Source organism: Anabaena sp. CCY 9910, assembly GCF_963920875.1.
Lineage (GTDB): Bacteria > Cyanobacteriota > Cyanobacteriia > Cyanobacteriales > Nostocaceae > Trichormus > Trichormus variabilis.
This window is the reverse complement of the sequence record NZ_CAWUDJ010000025.1, coordinates 74,141-95,351: the sequence shown is the minus strand read 5'-3', so window position 1 is coordinate 95,351 and position 21,211 is coordinate 74,141. Positions and strand designations below refer to the sequence as shown.

The 21,211-nt window shown below is 39.9% G+C and carries 18 protein-coding genes; 9 read left to right on the top strand and 9 right to left on the bottom strand.

Annotation, left to right across the window (positions count from 1 at the left end; translation table 11 throughout):
• Positions 1-44: 44 nt before the first annotated feature.
• The gene (locus ACM5QX_RS18420; RefSeq protein ID WP_414754840.1) at positions 45-2,195 is read left to right on the top strand and encodes a tetratricopeptide repeat protein; all 2,151 of its coding nucleotides are present in this window, start codon (positions 45-47) and stop codon (positions 2,193-2,195) included.
• Positions 2,196-2,224: 29 nt separating this feature from the next.
• Here the strand turns inward: ACM5QX_RS18420 and ACM5QX_RS18415 are convergent, their stop codons facing one another.
• Both ACM5QX_RS18415 and ACM5QX_RS18410 read right to left on the bottom strand, forming a co-directional pair.
• Entirely contained in the window at positions 2,225-2,629 is a 405-nt protein-coding gene (locus ACM5QX_RS18415; protein ID WP_414754839.1) for a KTSC domain-containing protein, read from the bottom strand.
• Between the two features lie 358 nt (positions 2,630-2,987).
• Positions 2,988-4,385, bottom strand: a complete 1,398-nt coding sequence (locus ACM5QX_RS18410) for a glycosyltransferase family 39 protein (protein ID WP_414754838.1) — start codon at positions 4,383-4,385, stop codon at positions 2,988-2,990.
• Positions 4,386-4,508: 123 nt separating this feature from the next.
• Between ACM5QX_RS18410 and ACM5QX_RS18405 the strand changes: the two genes are divergently transcribed.
• Complete coding sequence (locus ACM5QX_RS18405) at positions 4,509-5,030, top strand: GNAT family N-acetyltransferase (RefSeq protein ID WP_414754837.1); 522 nt, start codon at positions 4,509-4,511, stop codon at positions 5,028-5,030.
• A gap of 34 nt (positions 5,031-5,064) precedes the next feature.
• Here the strand turns inward: ACM5QX_RS18405 and ACM5QX_RS18400 are convergent, their stop codons facing one another.
• Positions 5,065-5,466 (bottom strand): fasciclin domain-containing protein, encoded by a 402-nt coding sequence (locus tag ACM5QX_RS18400; RefSeq protein WP_010995492.1) that lies wholly within the window; start codon positions 5,464-5,466, stop codon positions 5,065-5,067.
• A 163-nt stretch (positions 5,467-5,629) separates the two neighbouring features.
• Between ACM5QX_RS18400 and ACM5QX_RS18395 the strand changes: the two genes are divergently transcribed.
• The 4 genes from ACM5QX_RS18395 (at position 5,630) to ACM5QX_RS18380 (ending at position 12,159) form a co-directional block, all read left to right on the top strand.
• A complete protein-coding gene (locus tag ACM5QX_RS18395; protein ID WP_414754836.1) occupies positions 5,630-6,589 on the top strand; it encodes a putative 2-dehydropantoate 2-reductase in 960 nt (319 codons plus the stop codon).
• Between the two features lie 74 nt (positions 6,590-6,663).
• Complete coding sequence (locus ACM5QX_RS18390) at positions 6,664-9,672, top strand: valine--tRNA ligase (protein WP_414754835.1); 3,009 nt, start codon at positions 6,664-6,666, stop codon at positions 9,670-9,672.
• 151 nt (positions 9,673-9,823) lie between these two features.
• On the top strand, positions 9,824-10,267 hold the full coding sequence (locus tag ACM5QX_RS18385) for a hypothetical protein (protein ID WP_011319725.1): 444 nt from the start codon (positions 9,824-9,826) through the stop codon (positions 10,265-10,267).
• Between the two features lie 308 nt (positions 10,268-10,575).
• On the top strand, positions 10,576-12,159 hold the full coding sequence (locus ACM5QX_RS18380; protein WP_414754834.1) for a glycosyltransferase family 39 protein: 1,584 nt from the start codon (positions 10,576-10,578) through the stop codon (positions 12,157-12,159).
• Between the two features lie 19 nt (positions 12,160-12,178).
• Here ACM5QX_RS18380 and ACM5QX_RS18375 read toward each other — a convergent pair whose 3' ends face one another.
• The 4 genes from ACM5QX_RS18375 to ACM5QX_RS18360 form a co-directional block, all read right to left on the bottom strand.
• The gene (locus ACM5QX_RS18375; protein WP_414754833.1) at positions 12,179-12,988 is read right to left on the bottom strand and encodes a prepilin peptidase; all 810 of its coding nucleotides are present in this window, start codon (positions 12,986-12,988) and stop codon (positions 12,179-12,181) included.
• Positions 12,989-13,079: 91 nt separating this feature from the next.
• Positions 13,080-13,346: a hypothetical protein gene (locus tag ACM5QX_RS18370; RefSeq protein ID WP_011319728.1), complete on the bottom strand. Its 267-nt coding sequence runs from the start codon at positions 13,344-13,346 to the stop codon at positions 13,080-13,082.
• Positions 13,347-13,434: 88 nt separating this feature from the next.
• Entirely contained in the window at positions 13,435-14,523 is a 1,089-nt protein-coding gene (gene leuB / locus ACM5QX_RS18365; protein ID WP_414754832.1) for a 3-isopropylmalate dehydrogenase, read from the bottom strand.
• A gap of 105 nt (positions 14,524-14,628) precedes the next feature.
• Positions 14,629-15,414 carry a Uma2 family endonuclease gene (locus tag ACM5QX_RS18360; protein WP_414754831.1) on the bottom strand — a complete coding sequence of 262 codons (786 nt, stop codon included), beginning with the start codon at positions 15,412-15,414 and terminating at the stop codon, positions 14,629-14,631.
• A 616-nt stretch (positions 15,415-16,030) separates the two neighbouring features.
• Here ACM5QX_RS18360 and ACM5QX_RS18355 point away from each other — a divergent pair.
• The 3 genes from ACM5QX_RS18355 to ACM5QX_RS18345 all read left to right on the top strand — a co-directional run bounded on the left by ACM5QX_RS18355 (position 16,031) and on the right by ACM5QX_RS18345 (position 18,918).
• Positions 16,031-17,056: a serine/threonine protein kinase gene (locus tag ACM5QX_RS18355; protein ID WP_414754830.1), complete on the top strand. Its 1,026-nt coding sequence runs from the start codon at positions 16,031-16,033 to the stop codon at positions 17,054-17,056.
• A gap of 62 nt (positions 17,057-17,118) precedes the next feature.
• Positions 17,119-18,468 carry a serine/threonine protein kinase gene (locus tag ACM5QX_RS18350; RefSeq protein WP_414754829.1) on the top strand — a complete coding sequence of 450 codons (1,350 nt, stop codon included), beginning with the start codon at positions 17,119-17,121 and terminating at the stop codon, positions 18,466-18,468.
• A gap of 216 nt (positions 18,469-18,684) precedes the next feature.
• On the top strand, positions 18,685-18,918 hold the full coding sequence (locus ACM5QX_RS18345; protein WP_414754828.1) for a hypothetical protein: 234 nt from the start codon (positions 18,685-18,687) through the stop codon (positions 18,916-18,918).
• 107 nt (positions 18,919-19,025) lie between these two features.
• Here the strand turns inward: ACM5QX_RS18345 and ACM5QX_RS18340 are convergent, their stop codons facing one another.
• Both ACM5QX_RS18340 and trpS read right to left on the bottom strand, forming a co-directional pair.
• On the bottom strand, positions 19,026-19,955 hold the full coding sequence (locus ACM5QX_RS18340) for a methylenetetrahydrofolate reductase (protein WP_414754827.1): 930 nt from the start codon (positions 19,953-19,955) through the stop codon (positions 19,026-19,028).
• A gap of 122 nt (positions 19,956-20,077) precedes the next feature.
• A complete protein-coding gene (gene trpS / locus ACM5QX_RS18335) occupies positions 20,078-21,085 on the bottom strand; it encodes a tryptophan--tRNA ligase (RefSeq protein ID WP_414754826.1) in 1,008 nt (335 codons plus the stop codon).
• Positions 21,086-21,211 lie beyond the last annotated feature (126 nt).

The window sequence follows — 21,211 nt, the reverse complement described above, 5'->3', positions numbered from 1 at the left end:
AGCACGCCGCTTCAAAAATTGACCAACAAATCAGGATAGTTGTGATGAAGAATCAATTTGTTGTATCCTTTCTTTTGAAAAGCGCTTTAGTCTTTTCGCCTTTTCTGCTGTGTGCTGATATTAGCCGTGGACAAGCTACAGTATCGATCTCTCAACAAAAAATACTTGCTCAAGCATTAACAAATCAGGAAAGAGAAGAGTTAACAAGATTACGTGCAGAAAAAAGCGATCGCGCCCAAATTCAAGCTGATTTTGAGCAAGCCTTTAGCCGTACAACCGTCCTGCTCAATATCTGGTTAGTCATCCTCAGTTTATTTCCTGTCGCCATTATTGCTCTATTTTGGTTGTTACGACGAGTAGCCATTCGAGAAATTGTGAATAGAGCAATGTCACAATTCGAGGGAGTAGACAAACTAGAAACTCAGTTAATCATCGTTAAACAAGATGCTGAAAATCTCATCCAAGATACCAAAAGTATCAATCGTCTTTTAGAAAGAGAAATTGAATCCTTACAGCAAAAGATTAAAATTGAGCAAGAAAATTTATCTCTTGTAACATCCGAGCTACTGCAAGCAAAAACAGATAACTTAGCGCAAATAGCAACAGAAATTGCTACTTTTCAAAGTAAGGTAGAGAGTTTATTTGGGGAATTTTCTCACAGATTAACTCAATCTGAGTCAGATACTCAAAAGCTCAAAGATATGACTTTAGAAAATATAGTTAAGATAGAGTCGCTGCTTGAGCATCAACTTGCAGAACTACAAAAAGAAGCTGAGAAACACCAAAAGACAGTTTTAGGGGATATAGATACTGCTGGGTTTGGTTTTAAGAATTATCTGATAAATTTACAGGCAGAAACTCAGAAATATAAAAATAGTGTTTTTGATGATTTGTCTCGCCTGCAATCAGAATTACAGGGGGATTTACAACAACAGAAAGATATTCAGCTAGGAAATATTCAAGAAGTCGCCAATATTTTTAATACCCAAGTCTCAGAACTGCAATTAGAAGCCCAAAAGCAAAAATATTCACTGGATAATAATTTAAACAAATTGCAGACAGATACACAAATACATAAAGATGAAATTATCCAGCGTTTAGAAGAACTGAAAGATTTATTCCAAGCTCAAGTTGCTGAATTACAAATACAGACTCAGCAAGAGTTAGCATCATATCTATCTGAACTCAAAATAAATACTGAAAATAGTAAAGAGAAAATTATTGATGAATTAGAAAAATCTGAGTCAGATTTTATTTCTCAATTTTCGGAATTACAGCATAATGCTCAACAACAAAAGTTGCTGATTTTAGAAAAGCTAGAGAGATTAGAAACAGATTTTGTCAACCAACTCTCAGAGCTACAATTAGATGCTCAACGGCGTAAGGATATAATTCTGCAAGAATTAACAGAAAACCGACCTTCTGTAGTGGTAGAAAGACAACCTATACAGGAAGCTCAACCAGAAGTTTTATTAAATGAAAATAAACAGCCACAATTAAGCTTCAATGAATGTATTGAACAGGGAGATAGTCTATTTTCTCAAAAGAGTTACGAAGAAGCGATCGCCTATTACGAACAAGCTATTAAACTCCAACAAAATGATGCTATAGCTTGGTTTAAGTATGGCTTAAACTTTGCAAGGTTGAAACGCTTTAAAGATGCGATAAAATCTTATCATCAGGCGATTAAGATTCAACCAGACTATCATCAGGCTTGGTGTGATCTTGGTGTAGCTTTTGGAAATATCCGCCGACATCAAGAAGCATTTGCCGCCTTTGATAAAGCTACGCAAGTTAAACCAGATGATGCAGTTGCATGGTTAAATCGCGGCTTGGCTTTGATAGAATTAGAAGAATACGAAGAAGCGATCGCCTCTTTTGATAAAGCCTTAGAATTACAACCGAACTCTGCGAAAATTTGGGACAAACGCGGTTACACTCTAGTCAGATTAGGTCGTGATGATGAAGCAATCACCTCTTTTAATCAAGCTTTAGAAATTAAACCAGAATACGCAAGTGCTTATTATAATAAAGCCGTCTGTTATGCACTGCAACGAGACGTTGAATCATCTCTAGAAAATCTACAAAAATCAATCACTCTCAATCCCAAATATAAAGAAGATGCTGCCACTGATATAGATTTTGATGAGATTGCAGATGATGAAAAATTTAAACAATTAATTGCAACTCCGTAGGAATTATTCAAGAAAGTGCGAGTAATATTTTACAGACGTTCACACTCATATCTACCTTTAATTTCCTGATTAAAAAATTCACCAATGGAGTCTGCTGATTGCAAATCTTGCCAAGTCTCTGGCTCTATTCCTGAATATTGATAAACTGCTCCATTATAAAATTCAATCTGTAATACTTGTTCTTCATCATCGTAGCCGACAGATGTTGCCATTGATGAGCTAACGGGTAACATTGGAATTGCCTCTTCTGCAAAAGGTAGTGCATTGGCTTCGGCTACAATTTCATTCAGTTCTCGTAGTCCTTCATAAGCCTGAATAGGTGCAGGAATTTCTAAAAACTCAAATTCATCGCCTCGGTCGAGCAATAATTGCAAATATCCGTCAGCATGAGAGATAGCAACTAAATTAGTTAAGTCTATCTTAGATAGCTTCATGAATTTTGCTCTCCTATAGGTCTAGTTGAAGGTTTTGAACTTATACAAAATATAGTATATGTGTACTATAGAAAATACTAGCTTGTCAATTAGCTTCACAAAGTCTTTAATCTCTCACTGTAATTCCCGCAAAACTGAGAAGCCAATTAGGAGATTAAAACATTATAGATAAATTGCGATCGCTATGTCCGTGTAAATATGGCGCAGGTGGATTACCAAGAACGTTCTCAAAAAGAACAATATCAACTTTTAGATACGTGTCAGAGAATAGCTATTCCTCTACTTAAATAACATATTAATAGCACCGGAGAACAGCTAGTTGCTTGTTTACCACAAAAGCGGTAAGACCACAAATTAATTATTCAATTAAGTTGCTCTCTAAAATTTGTTTTAAATTGTAAGTAATTAATATATTGGCAACAATGCAACTACTAAAAACTAGAATTGCTACGACTCTATTAAGAAATAACAGCTTTTTAGTTCTTAATACTTCTTGGATAACGATGGGTGCATATATGATAGATATTAATGCTATAAAAATGTACTTAAATCCTTTAAGATTTAATATATAAAAATTAGACCAGGGATGTCCCAGTCCGTAGTTTAGACACCAAGAAAATACAATAATAATTATAACGGAAGAATTTAGAAGGGAAGGTTTTTTAATGAAATCACTAATAAAATAGCCTGATGATATTAACAAAAATGGATACAAAGGAATGGTATACCAACAATAAAAGTGACTCTGTGCGCCCGAAAATATTGACATAAATAAGTATGTTATTAGTGGTAAATAAATTAACTGAATTTTATAGTTACTCACTAAATTTTTCATCGCATAGGGCAGAGTCATCCAACCAAGAATAAACCAAGCATCTATAAAAGGGAGATTGCCAGAAAATATCATTTCCTTTAAGATGAGAATACTATTGAAACGCTGAGAATGTGCTTTTAATACAGATATAAATAGCTTAAAATCATAAAACCAACCATAAACAAAGTATAGAGAAAATGCAAAAATCCCAGCCGTCATAACTATTAAGCCATCTCGGATCTTTTTTTTATATACAAACATTAATGATAAAGCTGCAACAATAGATAGACCCGTTACTTTTACCAAAGGGGCAAGGCTAGTCAGCGCCACTAGTATATAAAAATATATAGTGCTTGATTTACTTAAATATTCTAGAAAACAAAATATACTACCTAATAATAATAAAATTAATAGATTTTCACTAACTGCCAATCTAGATAAATATACAAATAAGGGGTCAGTTGCAAATATCAATGCTGTAATAGTGGCTATCTTGGTATTAAAGAGTTTGTGATTAATAAAATAAAAAATAAAAATAGATATACTAGAAAAGATGAGACTAGGTATTCTAATTAATTGTGTGGTGCATTCCCAAAAAGTATTTGCGCCTAGCAATATAGCAAATCCGCCGACAATTAAACCAAATAAAGGTGGATGATCAAACCAAGGTGTAACTAAATATAAATTTTTCTTTCCTAGCCATTCAATCCTCGTCAATTTATCGGTATCGTATGCGGAAAGATAAGACCAAGACGTAGGTACAGAATTCTGGATTAAACTCATCCCACTCCAGGCAAAAGCATACTCATCAAATGTAAAATTTTCGTCCGGTACAACAGCATAGTTATAAACTCTTAGCCATGTACCTAAAATGGTAATAAGTACAGCAATGAGTAAGTTTTTATTATTTGTTATGATTATTTTGATTAAATCAGTATTCATTTATTTAATTCTTACAATTATCTACGTAATAAAATGTATACTAAGAATATGTCGGCTTAAAAGACTTTAGATTTAAAAAAAGAAACTTTATCTTACATATAAAACAAACTTGGTTTTTGCAGCATGAGTTTTAACATTATGAATATACGCTGTGAAACTGCTAAAGATTATTTAGCTATTTCGGAAGTCAATAAATTAGCTTTTGGTCAAGAAGATGAAGCACAACTAATTGATGAAATTCGGATTTCTGAGTTTTATATTCCAGAATTGTCATTAATTGCTGAAGTTAATCATATAGTGGTCGGGCATATTATTTTTAGCTATATTGAGTTAGTAGGGGAAGAAAAAATACAAGTGCTTGGGTTAGCACCTATGGCTGTACATCCTGAATTTCAAAGACAAGGAATTGGCAGCGCCCTAGTCAAAGCAGGATTAGAAAAAGCAGATGCAAGAGGAGAAAGTTTAGTTATTGTATTAGGGCATCCACAGTTTTATTCTCGTTTTGGTTTTGTGCCGTCAGTTAATTATAAAATTACTAGTCCTTTTCCAGTGCCAGACGATGTATTTATGGTCAAAACACTACGAAGTTATCAAGATAAATATCAAGGAAAGGTTATTTATCCACCTGCTTTTTCCCATGTTTAGGTAAATAGGTGGGTAATACCCACCTAAGAGAAAATTAACCCATCAGAATTACAGTATCGATGACGTGAATTATACCGTTATCTGCTTCAATATCTGCGGCTAAAACTGTGGCATTTTTCACCTCAAAACCATCAGCACAATCAATTTTAATCGGTGAACCTTCCACGGATGTAACTGTGCCAAGTTTTGCTAAATCAGCCTGCTTCAGCTTGCCAGGTACCACATGATACGTTAATATTCTCGTTAATTGGGGAATATTCTGCACCAAAGTTTGTATAGTTCCTGGGGGTAACTTAGCAAAAGCATCGTCGTTTGGTGCGAAAACAGTAAACGGGCCTGGACTTTTTAAAGTTTCTACTAAACCAGCAGCTTGTACAGCTGTCACCAGAGTTTTAAAACTATCTGCACTAACTGCAATATCAACAATATCAGCCATCTGTTTCACCTCAATCTCTGCCAAGAATTTTAAATTATATTAAAACTGTTTTAATTTTTATCACAAAGTTTGTTTAAAAACATGACATTCAGATAATCCATATCTCAGCCGACTTTTGGAAGCTGCTCTATGATAATTATCGAAAAATTCTGGCAGACAATTTATGAGTGAACGCAAGTATGCGATCGTGGGGACTGGTGCATTAGGCGGCTATTATGGTGCTAAATTGCAAAAAGCTGGTTCGGGTGTTCATTTTTTACTCAAACGTGACTACGAAAAAGTCAGTCAAGATGGTTTATTGGTAGAGTCTAAAGACGGCAACTTTACCCTACCCCAAGTTAATGCTTATAACGATGTGGCAAAGATGCCAAAATGTGACGTGGTAATCGTCGCCCTGAAAACTACACAAAATCGTTTGCTGCCAAAGTTATTACCATCTATTGTTAAAAATGATGGGATAGTTTTGGTATTACAAAATGGCCTTGGTGTAGAAGAAGAAATTGCGGAGATTCTCCCTAAGGTTCACATAATTGGTGGGTTATGCTTTCTATGTTCTAATAAAGTGGGTGCAGGGCATATTCATCACTTAGATTATGGACAAATTACTTTGGGTGAATATGCTCATGGGTATTCAAGTATGGGTATTACGGATAGGATGCAGCAAATAGCCCATGATTTTCAAGCTGCTGGTATTTCTATTGAATTAGTCGAAGACTTATTACTGGGACGGTGGAAAAAACTGGTGTGGAATATTCCCTACAACGGGTTGTCTGTAGTTCTCAATGCCAGAACTGACGAATTAATGGCAGATACCTCCACTCGTACATTAGTTGAACAATTAATGTATGAAGTCAAAGCAGGGGCAATTAGTATGGGGCGAAATCTTCCTGATAGTTTTATTCAAACCATGCTTGATTACACAGTAAAAATGAAGCCTTACCGCACCAGTATGAAAATCGACTATGATGAGTGCCGTCCCTTAGAAGTAGAAGCCATTGTTGGCAACCCATTACGCAAGGCTCAAGAAGTCGGTGTAAACTTACCGCAAATCAACTGTCTCTACCATCAACTCAAGTTTTTGGATGGGAGAAATAGGATTGGTCAGTTGACAGTTGACAGTTGATAGTTGTTATTCTCTTCAATCCCCAAGCCTGTGGCAAAATTTATTAGAGTCCTTCCAAACTGAAATTTCCCAGAATGACCGCAACTATAACCAATCTTCCCAGTCTCTACGATCCTTTTACCACTGAAGCCAAGTGGCAAAAATTCTGGGAAGAAAACCAAATTTACAAAGCTGACCCTAACAAGGGTGGTGAACCTTATTGTGTGGTGATTCCGCCGCCAAATGTGACTGGTAGTCTGCACATGGGTCATGCCTTCGAGAGTGCGTTGATTGATACCCTAGTGCGCTATCACCGAATGCAGGGGCGTAATACATTGTGGCTACCCGGAACTGACCACGCCAGCATTGCAGTCCATACAATTCTGGAAAAACAACTCAAGGCTGAGGGCAAAACTCGCCAAGAGTTGGGACGTGATAAATTTCTAGAACGTTCTTGGCAATGGAAGGCGGAATCAGGGGGAACCATTGTTAATCAGCTGCGGCGTTTGGGTGTTTCGGTAGATTGGTCGCGGGAGAGGTTTACTTTAGATGAGGGCTTATCTAAGGCTGTAGCCGAAGCTTTCGTCAGTCTCTATGATGAGGGTTTGATTTATCGTGGTGAATATTTGGTAAATTGGTGTCCAGCTACTCAGTCAGCTGTGTCTGATGTGGAGGTGGAATCAAAAGAGGTGGAGGGGAATCTTTGGCATTTCCGTTATCCTCTGACTGATGGTTCTGGTTATGTAGAAGTAGCGACGACTCGACCGGAAACCATGCTTGGTGATACGGCTGTTGCAGTTAATCCCAATGATGACAGATATAAACATCTGATTGGTAAAACCCTCACACTGCCAATTACACAACGGGAAATTCCTATTATTAGTGATGAATTAGTTGACCCTGCTTTCGGTACAGGTTGCGTAAAAGTGACTCCCGCCCATGACCCCAACGATTTTGAAATGGGTAAGCGTCACAATCTGCCGTTTATTAACATCCTAAATAAAGACGGTACGCTCAACGCCAACGGTGGGGAGTTTGTCGGACAAGACCGCTTTGTAGCCAGAAAAAATGTAGTATCTCGCCTAGAAACAGATGGTTTTTTGGTGAAGATAGAAGATTATAAGCATACCGTACCCTATAGCGATCGCGGTAAGGTTCCTGTCGAACCTCTATTATCTACTCAGTGGTTCGTAAAAATTCGCCCCTTGGCAGATAAGGCGTTAGCATTTCTCGACGAAAAAAATAGCCCAGAGTTTGTTCCCCAACGCTGGACAAAGGTTTATCGTGACTGGTTGGTAAATCTGCGGGATTGGTGTATTTCTCGACAATTATGGTGGGGTCATCAAATCCCCGCTTGGTATGCGGTGAGTGAAACCAACGGACAAATTACCGATAACACGCCTTTTGTGGTGGCAAAATCCACAGATGAAGCCTGGGAGAAAGCTAAAGCGCAATTTGGGGAGAATGTCCAACTAGAACAAGACCCAGATGTACTAGATACTTGGTTTTCCTCAGGACTGTGGCCTTTTTCTACTTTAGGCTGGCCAGAACAAACCCCAGATTTAGCCAAATACTACCCCACCACTACCTTAGTTACGGGCTTTGACATCATCTTTTTCTGGGTAGCAAGAATGACGATGATGGCTGGTCATTTCACAGGACAAATGCCGTTTCAGACCGTTTATATTCACGGTTTGGTCAGGGATGAAAATAATAAAAAGATGTCCAAGTCGGCTAACAATGGAATTGACCCATTGTTACTGATTGATAAATACGGTACTGATGCCCTACGGTATACCTTAGTTAGGGAAGTAGCCGGTGCTGGTCAAGATATCCGCTTGGAATATGACCGTAAAAAAGATGAATCACCCTCGGTAGAAGCATCCCGCAACTTTGCCAATAAGTTGTGGAACGCTGCCAGATTTGTGATGATGAATTTGGATGGACAGACACCAGGGCAACTTGGTCAACCAAATGTCACGGAATTGAGCGATCGCTGGATTATTTCCCGCTATCATCAAGTTATCAAGCAAACTACCAATTACATCGACAATTACGGTTTAGGGGAAGCAGCCAAAGGAATTTACGAATTCATCTGGGGCGATTTCTGCGACTGGTATATTGAACTAGTAAAATCCAGACTGCAAAAGGACGCAGACCCTTTATCACGTAAAGCAGCACAACAAACCCTCGCCTACGTCCTCGAAGGGATTCTCAAGCTACTGCATCCCTTTATGCCCCATATTACCGAGGAAATTTGGCAGACTCTCACCCAACAACCAGAAAATTCTTCACAAACTTTAGCTTTACAAGCCTATCCCCAAGCAGATGCAAACTGGATAAATCCCGCCTTGGAAACACAGTTTGATTTGTTGATTGGTACTATCCGCACAATTCGTAACTTACGCGCTGAGGCGGAGGTGAAGCCAGGGGCAAGAATCATCGCCAATTTGCAAACTGATAGTGAATCAGAAAGACAAATCCTCATAGCTGGTCAATCTTATATTAAAGATTTAGCTAAGGTGGAGACTTTGACCATTGCTGCTGGACAACAACCATCAACAGTGACAAAAAAGAAACCCCAAAGGGGCTTAAAAACTATCGGCTTAGTTATCGCCGGCCTTGTTTTCCTCAGGGTAGCTTTGGCGGTAGCGGATACAGTTGATAATGTTCCTTTCCTGGGAACTTTCTTTGAAATTGTTGGGTTGGGTTACTCTGCTTGGTTTGTCGCCCGTAACTTATTATCCACCCCAGCTAGACAAAGATTTTTAGCTAAGTTCTTCGCTTCACCCACTGAGAAGAATCTTTCAGAGACAGTACCACAAGCGCCACAAGCAGCAGAAAAATCTATCGCTGGTGTGGTAGGAACTGTACAAGTTGTTATACCTCTAGCTGGTGTAGTGGACATTGAAACTCTACGTGCCAAACTAGAGAGAAGCATCAGCAAAGTGGAGGCTGAAGCTCAATCTCTCAAAGGTCGGTTAAGTAATCCTAAGTTTGTCGATAAAGCTCCAGCAGATGTAGTGCAAGCTGCGCGAGATGCTTTAGCTGAGGCAGAAAAACAAGTGGAAATTTTGCGCTTGCGCCTTCAGACATTGGTGTAAGCATTACCTACGCGATTTGGCATATTTGCAAGAGGTAATGAGAAATTTATAACTATCTCATTACCTTTTGCAAAGTTAAAAATTATTCAAAAATTAAAACTTCACAATACTATATAAACTTAAAATTTGAAATGAACGCACAACTAAAGTCATGCTATATCTAGCCCAGGTGCATAAAAATGAGTTTTTAGATCAGTACCAACTACGCTTATTAGCGCGTCAAGAAGCTGATTATCTATGGACAATAATTCCAGAAGAAGCTTTTATTCTTCTGGGTAAAGGCAACACAATCAGCGATAATTTGTTGGTTTTAGTGGAACTTTCCTCTACCGGTGAAATCGAAAAATTAGAGGATGCTAGTAGCTGGGTACTGAATATATTGCAAACTTATCTCAGCACTGGTATGACTCCAGAATTGTTGCAACAAGAAGTAGAAAGAGCAGAACAATGGCGACAGTCCCTAACTATACAAAACCAAGACCTAGCTCGCCGTTCTCTAGAATTAGAAGCTCGGCGGGAGCAAATTCAAGCTTTAGAGGAAAGTTTGAAACGCGAACGTAATGGATACCAAAAAGAGAGCGATGGTGATTCCTAATTGAGGGAAGAACTAAGGATTATAAATATACAATTATTAACTGTTATCTTTTGGTGACGAAAAATTTTACGTCTTATTAAATATATATTGAATCATTAAAAATATTTTATGGGGCGGGTAATACAAACCATAAAAATAAGGTAATATCCATAATTAATGTCAATTCGATCAATTCGGAATAAACCCTCTCCAAACTTCTCCCCTACGCGGGAAGATCAACACATTATTGGGTGAAGACGCGATGAATCGCGTCTCTACAAATGGTTTATTTGTCGCATTCTTGTTTCGTTATAAATCTTCATTTATGTATGGAAAATAAAATATCAGAAGAACGTTATAAAATTCCTAACTGGTTGCTAACTATATCAACAGTCGCACTTGTTTTAGGAATATTTTTAAGATTTTATCATCTTGAACAAAAAGTTTATTCTTTCGATGAAACTTTCTCATCAACCTATATTTATGGGCAACACTCCCAAGCCTACCAAAATTTTGATAATTCTATTCTCAGCATCGGCGACCTAAAAAAATATCTCTTCATAGACGCAAATAAAACTTTAATTCAATCAGTCGAGCAAGTAGTTGAAAAACTTTATGTATTTCCTCCAATCTACCCAGTTTTGACAATTTTATGGTCGTATTTATTTAATCATTGGTTTGATAATGGACTAGTGATTCAAAGAAGTTTAGCTGCTTTATTAAGCGTGATTGCAATCTGGGGAATCTACTGGTTAGGATTGGAGTTATTTGCATCTAAAACTACCGCATTTGTAGCGGCGGTAATTGTAGCTATTTCTCCCTTTCATTTACAATATGCTCAAATCATCCGCCCTTATAGTATTTTGATAGCGACTACAGTCATTGCCTGTGGATGCCTACTTAAAGCTATACGGTTTAACAATTTATTCTGGTGGATGATTTATGGATTAAGTCTTGTGATTGGGCTTTACTCTAATTTGCTATTTGCATTTGTTTTAGTGGCTCATATACTGTATGTCTTGCTTAACGATAACCTTAGAGATTTAAAAAGTTTAGCTGCATATTTTTTGACATTAGTAATTAGTACCTTAGCTTTTTTACCTTGGTTATGGGCTTTTATAAATTCCAGTATGCTGAAATATTCGGTTGAACAAGTATCTGATAAAAGTTCTTGGTTTGGGTTAATCAATGCTTGGTTAAAGGGTATACAGAACCTTTTTATTGACTTATATCATCCCTTTTTCTCGCCTAATTTTCTCAAAGCAACTCAGTGGTTCTTTGCTCCGATTATATTAGCGATCGCCGCAATTTCTCTCTATACACTTTGTCGATACGCACCGAGAAAAATCAGAAACTTTCTCCTGGCATTGGCGATCGCCACCGGAGTCAGCTTGATGGTGAAAGATGCCATCAGTGGTAGTTCTATCACCACCAGAATGCGCTATTTAATTCCTTTCGTTTTAGCCGTGGAATTGATAGCTGCATACTTGATTGGTAGTTGGTTGAGCGCTAGTCAATCTTCACACAGGCGATGGGGACAGTTTGCTTTATCAATTTTAATTTTGTGTGGTGTGAGTTCCTGTTTGGTAATTTCTGCTGCACCATCATGGAATGCTTTTGGTAGCCCCCATTTTCCCAAAGTATCGGCAATCATCAGTTCAGCCGATCGCCCACTAGTTCTATGCACAAATCTAGACCGGGCATTATCCATGAGTTATATAGTTGACTCAGATACAAAATTTAAACTAATTCGAGATGATTTGACAATTCCCGATGGGTTTAACAAGGTTTTTGTTCTAGAAGCATCAGCAAAAACGCTTAAACAACTAGAAGCCAAACATAAATTAGTGAAGACTTTTCCCCAGGGTAGATTGTTTGAAATTTCGGGTGTTGTTAGATCCCCGACTTCTTGAAAAAGACGAAGATTTGATCTTAAAAAAACAACTGTAAATAAGCTGACAAGATTGGTTGTCCACCAAAGAGAGTGATAAAAGCTCCTGAGGCGAGGAAAGGGCCAAAGGGAATTTTTTGCCCCCATTTGCGTTTTGAGAGCATGATAGCCCCAATACCTACCAATGTGCCTAAGGTACAGGCAATCAATCCAGCCAGAAGTAAATATCGCCAACCCAACCAAGCACCCATCATGGCAGCAAGCTTGGCATCTCCTGCACCCATCGCCTCTTTTTGTAAGAAAACTCCTAAAAGAGCGATCGCCTCAAATAACCATAAACCCAAGACAGCGCCAACAATGCCCATCATTAAGTGTCTAATTAATCCTGGCAAACTAGGGTCAGAGACATAGCCAACAACCATTTGAAACACCAAACCCAAGACTAATCCTGATTTGGTGAGGGGATTAGGTAGGGTCATAGTATCTAAATCAATTAAGGACAATGCTAATAGCCAGCTGCAAAACGTCCAGTATCCTAAGGTCAGAATTGAAACGTGAAATATCAAAAATACGCAAAGAAAAATGATCCCTGTCACTGCTTCCACTACAGGGTATCTCAGAGAAATTTGACTTTTACAATAACGACAACGCCCTTTTAACCATATCCAGCCCAGCACAGGCACATTATCATAGGCTTTCAGTTGGTTGAGGCAATGAGGACAACGGGAGGGCGGCCACAGAATGGATAATCCCGCCGGTAATCGATAAACTACAACATTAATAAAGCTGCCAATAGATGCACCCAAGGCGAAAACGAACACACTCGCCAGGGTTACTATCAAAGTTTCCATATAGTCAATTGTCTTGAGTCCTGTGTCATTTGTCGTTGATTTTTCGCTGATTGTCGAGGGTTACCACTGACAACTGACAACTGACAATTGACTAATACATATAGGATTCAATTTGACTCAATGGCACAAAACATTCTTGGGGTAACAAAACGGGTTGATTTGTAAAAATTACTTTACCCCGGTGAGTGACACGATTAATAGCTACTCCTGAAGGCTGGCCAGCGATTTCAGGATGTACTTCGCAGTGGGTGTAATAAATTTGCCCCGCAGCTCTTATCACGGCTGGATCAACCAGAGGGGACTGGTTCTTTGGGGCAGTAAAAGTAGCTTTTCCTTGTCCTTGTTTTAAAGCGTACACTATGCTGTTATGTGATTGCTAGATTTTGGTTCCAGTTTAGCCGAAACATCCGGGAATGGTTGCCAATTTGCCTGTTTTCACCGAGAAATTATGATTTTTCTAATGCCTTAATGAGGGAGTCACCCATAGCCCGGCAACCCAAAAGATTCATACCCACCGACATTATATCTCCTGTGCGATCGCCTTGCTCTAAAACTTGTAACACAGCCTGTTCTATTTTGTCTGCTGCTTGTGGTTGGTCTAAAGCGTAACGCAACATCATTGCCGCACTTAAAACTTGGGCGAGAGGGTTAGCTTTATCCTGTCCGGCGATATCTGGGGCAGAACCGTGGACTGGTTCAAATACTCCCGGCCCAGAAGCCCCAAGGCTAGCTGAGGGTAACATTCCAATACTACCCGTGAGCATAGCAGCCGCATCCGAGAGAATATCCCCAAATAAGTTGCCTGTAACGATGGTATCGAACTGCTTAGGAGCGCGTACCAATTGCATAGCAGCATTATCTACATATAGATGGGAGAGTTCCACATCCGGGTATTCTTGGGAAAGTTTGGTGATGCGATCGCGCCACAATTGAGATACATCTAATACATTGGCTTTATCTACTGAACAGAGTTTGCCCCGACGTTTGCGCGCAGTCTCAAAAGCTATCCGGCCAATTCGGTCAATTTCTGATTCTGTATAAACCATCGTATTAACACCGCGTTTCTCACCAGTCTCAGTGGTAAAAATACCTCTGGGTTTACCAAAGTAAATCCCGCCAGTGAGTTCCCGCACCACCATAATATCTACACCTTCCACAACTTCCCGCTTCAAAGTCGAAGCGTCAATTAACTGCGGTAAAATTTGGGCTGGGCGTAAATTGGCAAATAATTCTAATCCCGCCCGCAATCCCAGCAAGCCTCCTTCCGGGCGTTGGTGAGGTGGTAGGGAATCCCACTTATAACCACCAATAGCAGCGAGTAGTACAGCATCACTTTGGCGACAAGTATCTAAAGTAGCCGATGGCAGAGGTTCGCCAGTCGCGTCAATTGCTGCGCCGCCAATCAAAGCTTCTTGGAAATCAAACTGAATATCAAATTGTTGCCCTACGACTTTCAGCACATCTACCGCCACTGCCATAATTTCAGGGCCAATTCCATCGCCAGGGAGTAGGGTAATTCGATAGTTCTGAGTCATAGCTGAATTTTCATTTGGTAAATGCTTGCAGATTAAATATCATACCGAGCAAGTGTACCAACGTAATTCGTAATTTGTAATTTGTAATTCAGGAGTGGAGGATATCTAAGCGTCTGGTTCTACACCAAGAGCGCGCAATTGAGCAATTAGGCGATCGTTCCTTTGACGTTCTTGTTCCGCTCGTTGGCGTTCCTGTTCCGCCCGTTGACGTTCCTGTTCCGCTCGTTGACGTTCTTGTTCGGCTCTTTCTTCTCCGGTCAACAACAAATTACCCTGCAAATCCCACCAACGTAGCCAGGGTAATTCCATATTTTGATATTCGCCCTCCCATATACCTAACTCCACACCTAATGGATGTATGGGATAATGTCCGCGCTCATTAACTGGTAATAATTGATATTGCCCACCAATTAATTCATAGACTTCTACACTAGCTTTATTTACTTCATAAATACCGTAAAAAGCCGGATGAATTACCTGCTCATAAATCCAAAATTTACCCTTCCAAGGAGTTTTATCTCGTTCCTCACTCCCATCACCAGAAACAAACTCCAAAGCAATTAATGGGGAAATAAACTCCCGCCACAACACGTAAGATCGTCGGGTTTGACCATCAAGCAAAGGTGGGACATTTGGTACATAAAACCAATCTGGTGCTTCTGCGCCTTTCTCTGGGGGATCAGTCATCCGCCAGTAGATACCGCTATCTTGACCTATACAGTATTGTCCATCAGGATGGCGTTTTTGTAATACAGGTTTAATCGAGTCGGTGAGTAGAATGCTTTGGGGATGTTCCTGAAAGTTTTTCACAAAAGTGCCGTCAGACTCTGGTAGCTGCGTATGGTCTGGGAAAGGAGTGAGGTCGGTGGAGGGATTGATTGCAGAGGTCATAAAGCTACCTTTGCAGAGGTAAGGGTTGTTTTTTAGTATAGCAGTGAGAAGGGGAGAGGGCGATCGCTCTTAACATCCGAACACTAGATGCAAAAGCATATACAACCAAAAACCTCTAGCCATAAAATGTCTTTTTACTTGCGGAAAACACCGAAATAAGAAAGCGATCAAGCAAAATGAGAAAGTAAAATGCTTTTTTGCTTGCGGAAAACACCGAAATGAGAAAGCGATCAGGCAAAATGAGAAAGTAAAATGTCCTTTTGCTTGCGGAAAACACCAAAATGAGAAAGCAATCAGGCAAAATGAGAAAGTAAAATGCCTTTTTGCTTTCTCATTTCAGTAGATCGCGTATTCATTTTCAAAGATTATGTAAAAAAACCGCAGTTTTTTGACTAATTTCAGTATATTGCGTAGTCAGTTTAATAGATTTTGCAATTATAGTCGCAGCCAGATAGATTAGGACATCAAGCTAAGTTAGTAATTAGTAGGGTGCGTCAGTATGAATAATTTCTAGGTGTAGAGAGATTTTCTCGCACTGACGTACCCTACTCTACTAATGCAAGTACCAACTATCTATTATGTAAAAATAAGTACAAATATTTGGGGAGTTGCAAAGATGGCTTGGGTAGCAGCAGGTGGTCAGTTGCAAGGTGGCAAATACACAATTGAAAGGGAGTTGGGAAGGGGACGGTTTGGTATTACATATTTGGTAAAAAACAAGAATAGCGATCGCTTAGTTATTAAAACCTTAAATGATGATTTGCTGCAATCTCTCAGTCAGCCGGAACGCGCACGGCTGGAAAATATGTTTTACAGTGAAGCCCTAAAACTTCAAAAATGTCATCATCGGCATATTGTGCAGATTATAGAACTCTTTAGAGAAGGAGAGTATCCGTGTTTAGTCATGGAATATCTCGGTGAAGATAGTTTAGCTAATCTTCGTCCAGCCATACTTTCGGAACAAGACGCACTCCGTTATATTCAACAAATTGGGGAAGCACTGATAGTTGTACATAAAAATGGACTCATTCATCGGGATGTACGTCCAGAGAATATTTTATTGCGGAAGCGAGACGGAAATTTAGAAGCGGTGTTAATTGATTTTGGTTTAGCTCTTGATTTTGATTACATTTTAACTACAAGCCGGACTCAAGAAACGTCAGCCGGATTTACACCATCTGAGCTTTCTACTCAAGGTACTATAGCTAAGGCTTGTAGCGATGTTTATTCACTAGCGGCTACTCTCTATAAACTGTTGACAGGAATAACACCTGTGGATGCAGTCAAGCGTAAATTAGACGGTGAGCATTTGGTTTCCCCAAAAGAATACAATCCTCAGATTAGCGATCGCACCAACAGGGCAATTTTAACTGGGATGCAGCTAGATCCCAAACAGCGATCGCAATCAATGGGAGAATGGCTAGATTTATTAGGGTTGACTCAGCCTGAGACGACTGTTACATCTAACACCAACTTAAATTGGGAACGCAACATTCAGATGTGGGGAATTATTGTAGCAGCGATCGCAGCTATTGGAACTTTACTCTCAGGTATAGTTGGCTGGATACCTATTTTCAAACCCTCTTCACCACCCAGCCCATCATTAGTGTCTCCTAGTCAATCGCCTAGTCAAACTCCGTAGAATTAGCTAAACTCATATCATCATGCTGGCTTTAAACTAATTATTTTTACTCAGAGGTATTCATGCCCTGGATAGCAGGACAAAAATTACAAGGTGGTAAATATGTAATTGAGGAAGTCCTGGGGCGAGGGGGATTTGGGATTACTTATAAAGCATTGGAGGTTGACTTAGAACGAACAGTTGTCATCAAGACACTCCGTGAAGATCGTAGTGACGACGTAGAGATAAAGCGATTTAAGGAAGAGGCAAAAACCCTAGCAGGTTTATCTCAAAAACTTCATCGTCATATCGTAACGGTATTTACATGGTTTCAGGAAGGTGACATCTACTGTCTGGTAATGGAATTTGTGTCTGGAGAAAATATATTTAAGGTACTAGAACGCAGAGGAGCATTACCGGAAATAGAAATTGTGCCATTAATCCGTCAGATTGGGGAAGCTTTGATAGTGGTGCATAAAGCAGGGGTAATACATCGAGATGCTCACCCTGGAAACATTATGCTCCTGAGCGATGATAAAGGCAATTATGATCAAGCTGTTTTAATTGATTTTGGTATTGCCAAAAAAGTAGTTCCCTTAACTCAGAGTTCTGTGAATAAACATGGTCACGAAAACTTTGCACCCTATGAGCAAATTTATAATGGTAGCCGACACCCAACAGTTGATGTTTACGCTCTAACCGCCACACTTTATTATGCAGTGACAGGTCAAGCTCCGACAAATTCTCTGGCTCGTAAGCTAGAAAATATTCCTCTCAAGCCACCTAAAGAAATTATTCCCAGTATTAGCAACCAATTAAATCAAGCAATACTCAAGGGTATGGCACTGGAGGCAAAAGACCGTCCCCAGTCAATGCAAGCATGGTTAGCAATCTTAGAAGCACCAAAAGCAACTCCTCCACCTCCTGTTGATCCAGTTCATAAAAAAGAATCCGTTAGTCCTAAACCCAAGATAAAGTTAAAATCTCCTTCAGGTAAACTAATTACTAAGCCATCTAGAATTATTCCCTGGATCTGGTTGATTGGCATATTATTCAGTTACCTATCCATAGGCTACTTATCTGCTGTTTTGAACGCTCCTTTCTGGGTTTGGGCTTTGGCTGGAGCTTTGGCTTTGGCTGGGGCTTTGGCTGGGGTTGGGTCTTTAGCTGGGGTTTTGATTCTTGTAGCTGTGCTTATAGCTGTGCTTATAGCTGTAGCTTTAGCTGTAGCTGGGGTTGGGGCTGTGGCTGTTGCTTGGGCTGTGGCTGTTGCTTGGGCTGTAGCTGTTGTTTGGGCTGTGGCTGTTGTTTGGGCTGGAGAAAAATTACAAAACTACTTCAGTCAGTTTCATACTTTTTTGATTTTGGTTACTACTTCCTTCCTTGGCTTGGGCTTGGGGCTGCTAGTACATCGGGCATTTAATGTATCATAGATTTCCAAGACTCTCAAATCTAATTAGTAAAAGATTTTTAGCATTTGCACTGGGTGGAAAAACAAGGAGGAGATCACACTTTTGTCCCAAAAAACCCTAAGCTTCTGGTTCAATGCCGAGTAATCAAATCCGTGCTTTTGAAGGTATTCAGTCATCCTTGTAATTGACCTGAAAAATCAGTAAAAATAAAAACATCACTCTATAGTGAAGTGGATTATGGGAAAAGAAGAACAATTACTTGAAGGCTGGCGAGAACTCACACCCAAAAATCAGCAAAAGGTTTTGGAGTTTGTTGAAGCCCTAAAATCCCAATCAGAAACAAAAGAAACCAATAAAGAATATATTCCACAAACGCCGTTAGGAAAGAAACTGTGGGAAATTCGTCAACGAGCGATCGCTTCTGGAATAAAATTACTTAACGAAGCCGAAATTGAACAAGAGCTTGTTTAAACGAAAGGCGATCGCCATCTCCCATAAACTTGTAGAGACGTTGCATGCAACGTCTCTACAGGAATTATTTTGTGATTGGTAAAAGAAATGCGATCGCCTGTTTTAACCTACTTCACCAACACCTGATTAACAGGCGCAACGCCAGCCAAATCTAAAATTTGCGGAATCAAATCTTCCCGCTTGACGGCCATCATGTGGACACCATGACACAATTGCCTTGCTATCTGTACTTGTTCGGCAGCAATTTTGACACCTTCTTCTAATGGGTCTTTGGCTTTGGCTAATCTATCAATAATGTGTTCGGGTATATTCACACCGGGAACGCACCTATTAATAAATTGGGCATTTTTTGCGGATTTCAATAGAAATATTCCTGCCAAAACTGGCTTTTTATGAACAGAAGCTATCTTATCCATGAACTTTTCTAGCCTTTCAAAATCAGTGATTAATTGACTTTGAAAAAACTGCGCCCCTGCTTCAATTTTGCGTTCAAAGCGACTTTGCAAACCAGACCAACTGGCACATTGGGGGTCTACTGCTGCACCGACAAATAAATCAGTTGCGCCATCACTCAAGGGTTTATCGTTGCAATCAACACCTTGATTCATTTTCCGTATTAGTTGCAACAGTCGCACGGCTTCCAAATCAAAGACGGCTTTGGCTTCGGGATGGTCGCCTGCTTTTACTGGGTCGCCAGTTAAAGCTAAAATGTTACAAATACCCAAGGCATGAGCGCCCATGAGGTCGGCTTGTAAGGCAATACGGTTGCGATCGCGGCAAGCCATCTGACAAACTGGTTCAATACCCTGTTGCAACAAAATTGCTGATGCTACCAATGAAGACATCCGCAACACAGCACGGCTACCATCGGTAATATTGACAGCATGAACTCTCCCCTTAAGAGTCGCCGCCATTTCCATCATGTGTGTGGGATTTCCCCCTTTTGGTGGTGCTACCTCGGCGGTAACTAAAAATTCCCCCGCTTGCGCGGCTTTACTGAAATAATTCAAAGCAGTATGGCTATGGTTATCGTCCATAACGTGATGATGTCTGTTCTTTTTAAGGGTATAACGAATTACACCTGAAAGAACAAGGAGTGGGATTGGGGACTGGGGAAGGATGAAATATAATTCTTCGCCCAGCAGTCCCTAATTACGAATTAAACAGGTACAGAATACCCTAAAGCTGCTTTCACATCTGCTAGAGTTTGGTTGGCGACGGCTTCGGCTTTTTCTCGTCCGTCACGTAAGACTGATTCTAGATAGCCTTTGTCGGCGGTGATTTCTTGATATTTTTCTTGGATGGGTTTGAGGGCGTTGATTGCTGTTTCGGTTAATAGTGGCTTGAATTGTCCCCAGCCCATGTCTTGACATTCTGCGGCTACTTCTTCTTTCTTTTTACCAGACAGTAGCATATATAAAGTCAGCAAGTTGTTGCACTCTGGGCGTTCTGGGTCGTCGAATGTTAAACCTTTGACTGGGTCAGTTTTACAACGTTTAATCTTATTAGCAATCTGGTCTGGTGGGTCTAAAACGTTAATGCGGCTTAACTCTGAGGGGTCAGATTTAGACATTTTGCGTGTCCCGTCGGTGAGACTCATCACCCTTGCCCCTTCCTTGCGGATTAAAGGTTCTGGTAATTTCAGTACAGGTTTATCTTTGGCAAATTGGTGATTAAATCTGTTGACAATATCCCGTGTTAGTTCCAAGTGTTGCTTTTGGTCTTCACCTACCGGCACTTTATCGGCTTGGTAAAGCAAAATATCAGCAGCCATCAGCACTGGATAGATTAACAAGCCTGCACCGACGTTTTCCCCTTGCTTGACTGCTTTCTCCTTAAACTGAATCATGTCTTGTAGCCAATTTAGGGGGGTGATGCAGTTGAGAAACCAAGCAAGTTCAGTGTGGGCTGAGACGTGGGATTGGACAAAGACATTCGAGTATTGTAAATCAATACCACAGGCTAAATAAAGTGCAGCGATCGCATAGGTGTCTGCCGCCAATGTAGCTGGATTATGCGGTACAGTAATTGCGTGTAAATCCACTACACAAAAGAAATTATCGTACTGGTCTTGAATTTCTACCCAGTTGCGAATTGCCCCTAAATAGTTACCCAAATGTAGATTACCAGTTGGTTGAACTCCCGACAGAACGCGCTGCTTACCCATAAATCCTAGTTTAGTTATCTCAAATTCCCACCGTGTATAGTGGCGATGGCAAAACACATATCATTTTGACATTTTCTCGTCTGGTGTGGGGAGATGATAATCTAACCAGTTGTGCGATCGCCTATA

Coding starts and splice junctions, on each gene's coding strand:
- ACM5QX_RS18385 (WP_011319725.1), top strand. CDS start 9,824: ATGCTATATCTAGCCCAGGTGCATAAAAATGAGTTTTTAGATCAGTAC.
- trpS (WP_414754826.1), bottom strand. CDS start 21,085: ATGGGTAAGCAGCGCGTTCTGTCGGGAGTTCAACCAACTGGTAATCTA.
- leuB (WP_414754832.1), bottom strand. CDS start 14,523: ATGACTCAGAACTATCGAATTACCCTACTCCCTGGCGATGGAATTGGC.
- ACM5QX_RS18395 (WP_414754836.1), top strand. CDS start 5,630: ATGAGTGAACGCAAGTATGCGATCGTGGGGACTGGTGCATTAGGCGGC.
- ACM5QX_RS18405 (WP_414754837.1), top strand. CDS start 4,509: ATGAGTTTTAACATTATGAATATACGCTGTGAAACTGCTAAAGATTAT.
- ACM5QX_RS18340 (WP_414754827.1), bottom strand. CDS start 19,955: ATGGACGATAACCATAGCCATACTGCTTTGAATTATTTCAGTAAAGCC.
- ACM5QX_RS18360 (WP_414754831.1), bottom strand. CDS start 15,414: ATGACCTCTGCAATCAATCCCTCCACCGACCTCACTCCTTTCCCAGAC.
- ACM5QX_RS18345 (WP_414754828.1), top strand. CDS start 18,685: ATGGGAAAAGAAGAACAATTACTTGAAGGCTGGCGAGAACTCACACCC.
- ACM5QX_RS18355 (WP_414754830.1), top strand. CDS start 16,031: ATGGCTTGGGTAGCAGCAGGTGGTCAGTTGCAAGGTGGCAAATACACA.
- ACM5QX_RS18375 (WP_414754833.1), bottom strand. CDS start 12,988: ATGGAAACTTTGATAGTAACCCTGGCGAGTGTGTTCGTTTTCGCCTTG.
- ACM5QX_RS18410 (WP_414754838.1), bottom strand. CDS start 4,385: ATGAATACTGATTTAATCAAAATAATCATAACAAATAATAAAAACTTA.
- ACM5QX_RS18390 (WP_414754835.1), top strand. CDS start 6,664: ATGACCGCAACTATAACCAATCTTCCCAGTCTCTACGATCCTTTTACC.
- ACM5QX_RS18420 (WP_414754840.1), top strand. CDS start 45: ATGAAGAATCAATTTGTTGTATCCTTTCTTTTGAAAAGCGCTTTAGTC.
- ACM5QX_RS18350 (WP_414754829.1), top strand. CDS start 17,119: ATGCCCTGGATAGCAGGACAAAAATTACAAGGTGGTAAATATGTAATT.
- ACM5QX_RS18380 (WP_414754834.1), top strand. CDS start 10,576: ATGGAAAATAAAATATCAGAAGAACGTTATAAAATTCCTAACTGGTTG.
- ACM5QX_RS18400 (WP_010995492.1), bottom strand. CDS start 5,466: ATGGCTGATATTGTTGATATTGCAGTTAGTGCAGATAGTTTTAAAACT.
- ACM5QX_RS18415 (WP_414754839.1), bottom strand. CDS start 2,629: ATGAAGCTATCTAAGATAGACTTAACTAATTTAGTTGCTATCTCTCAT.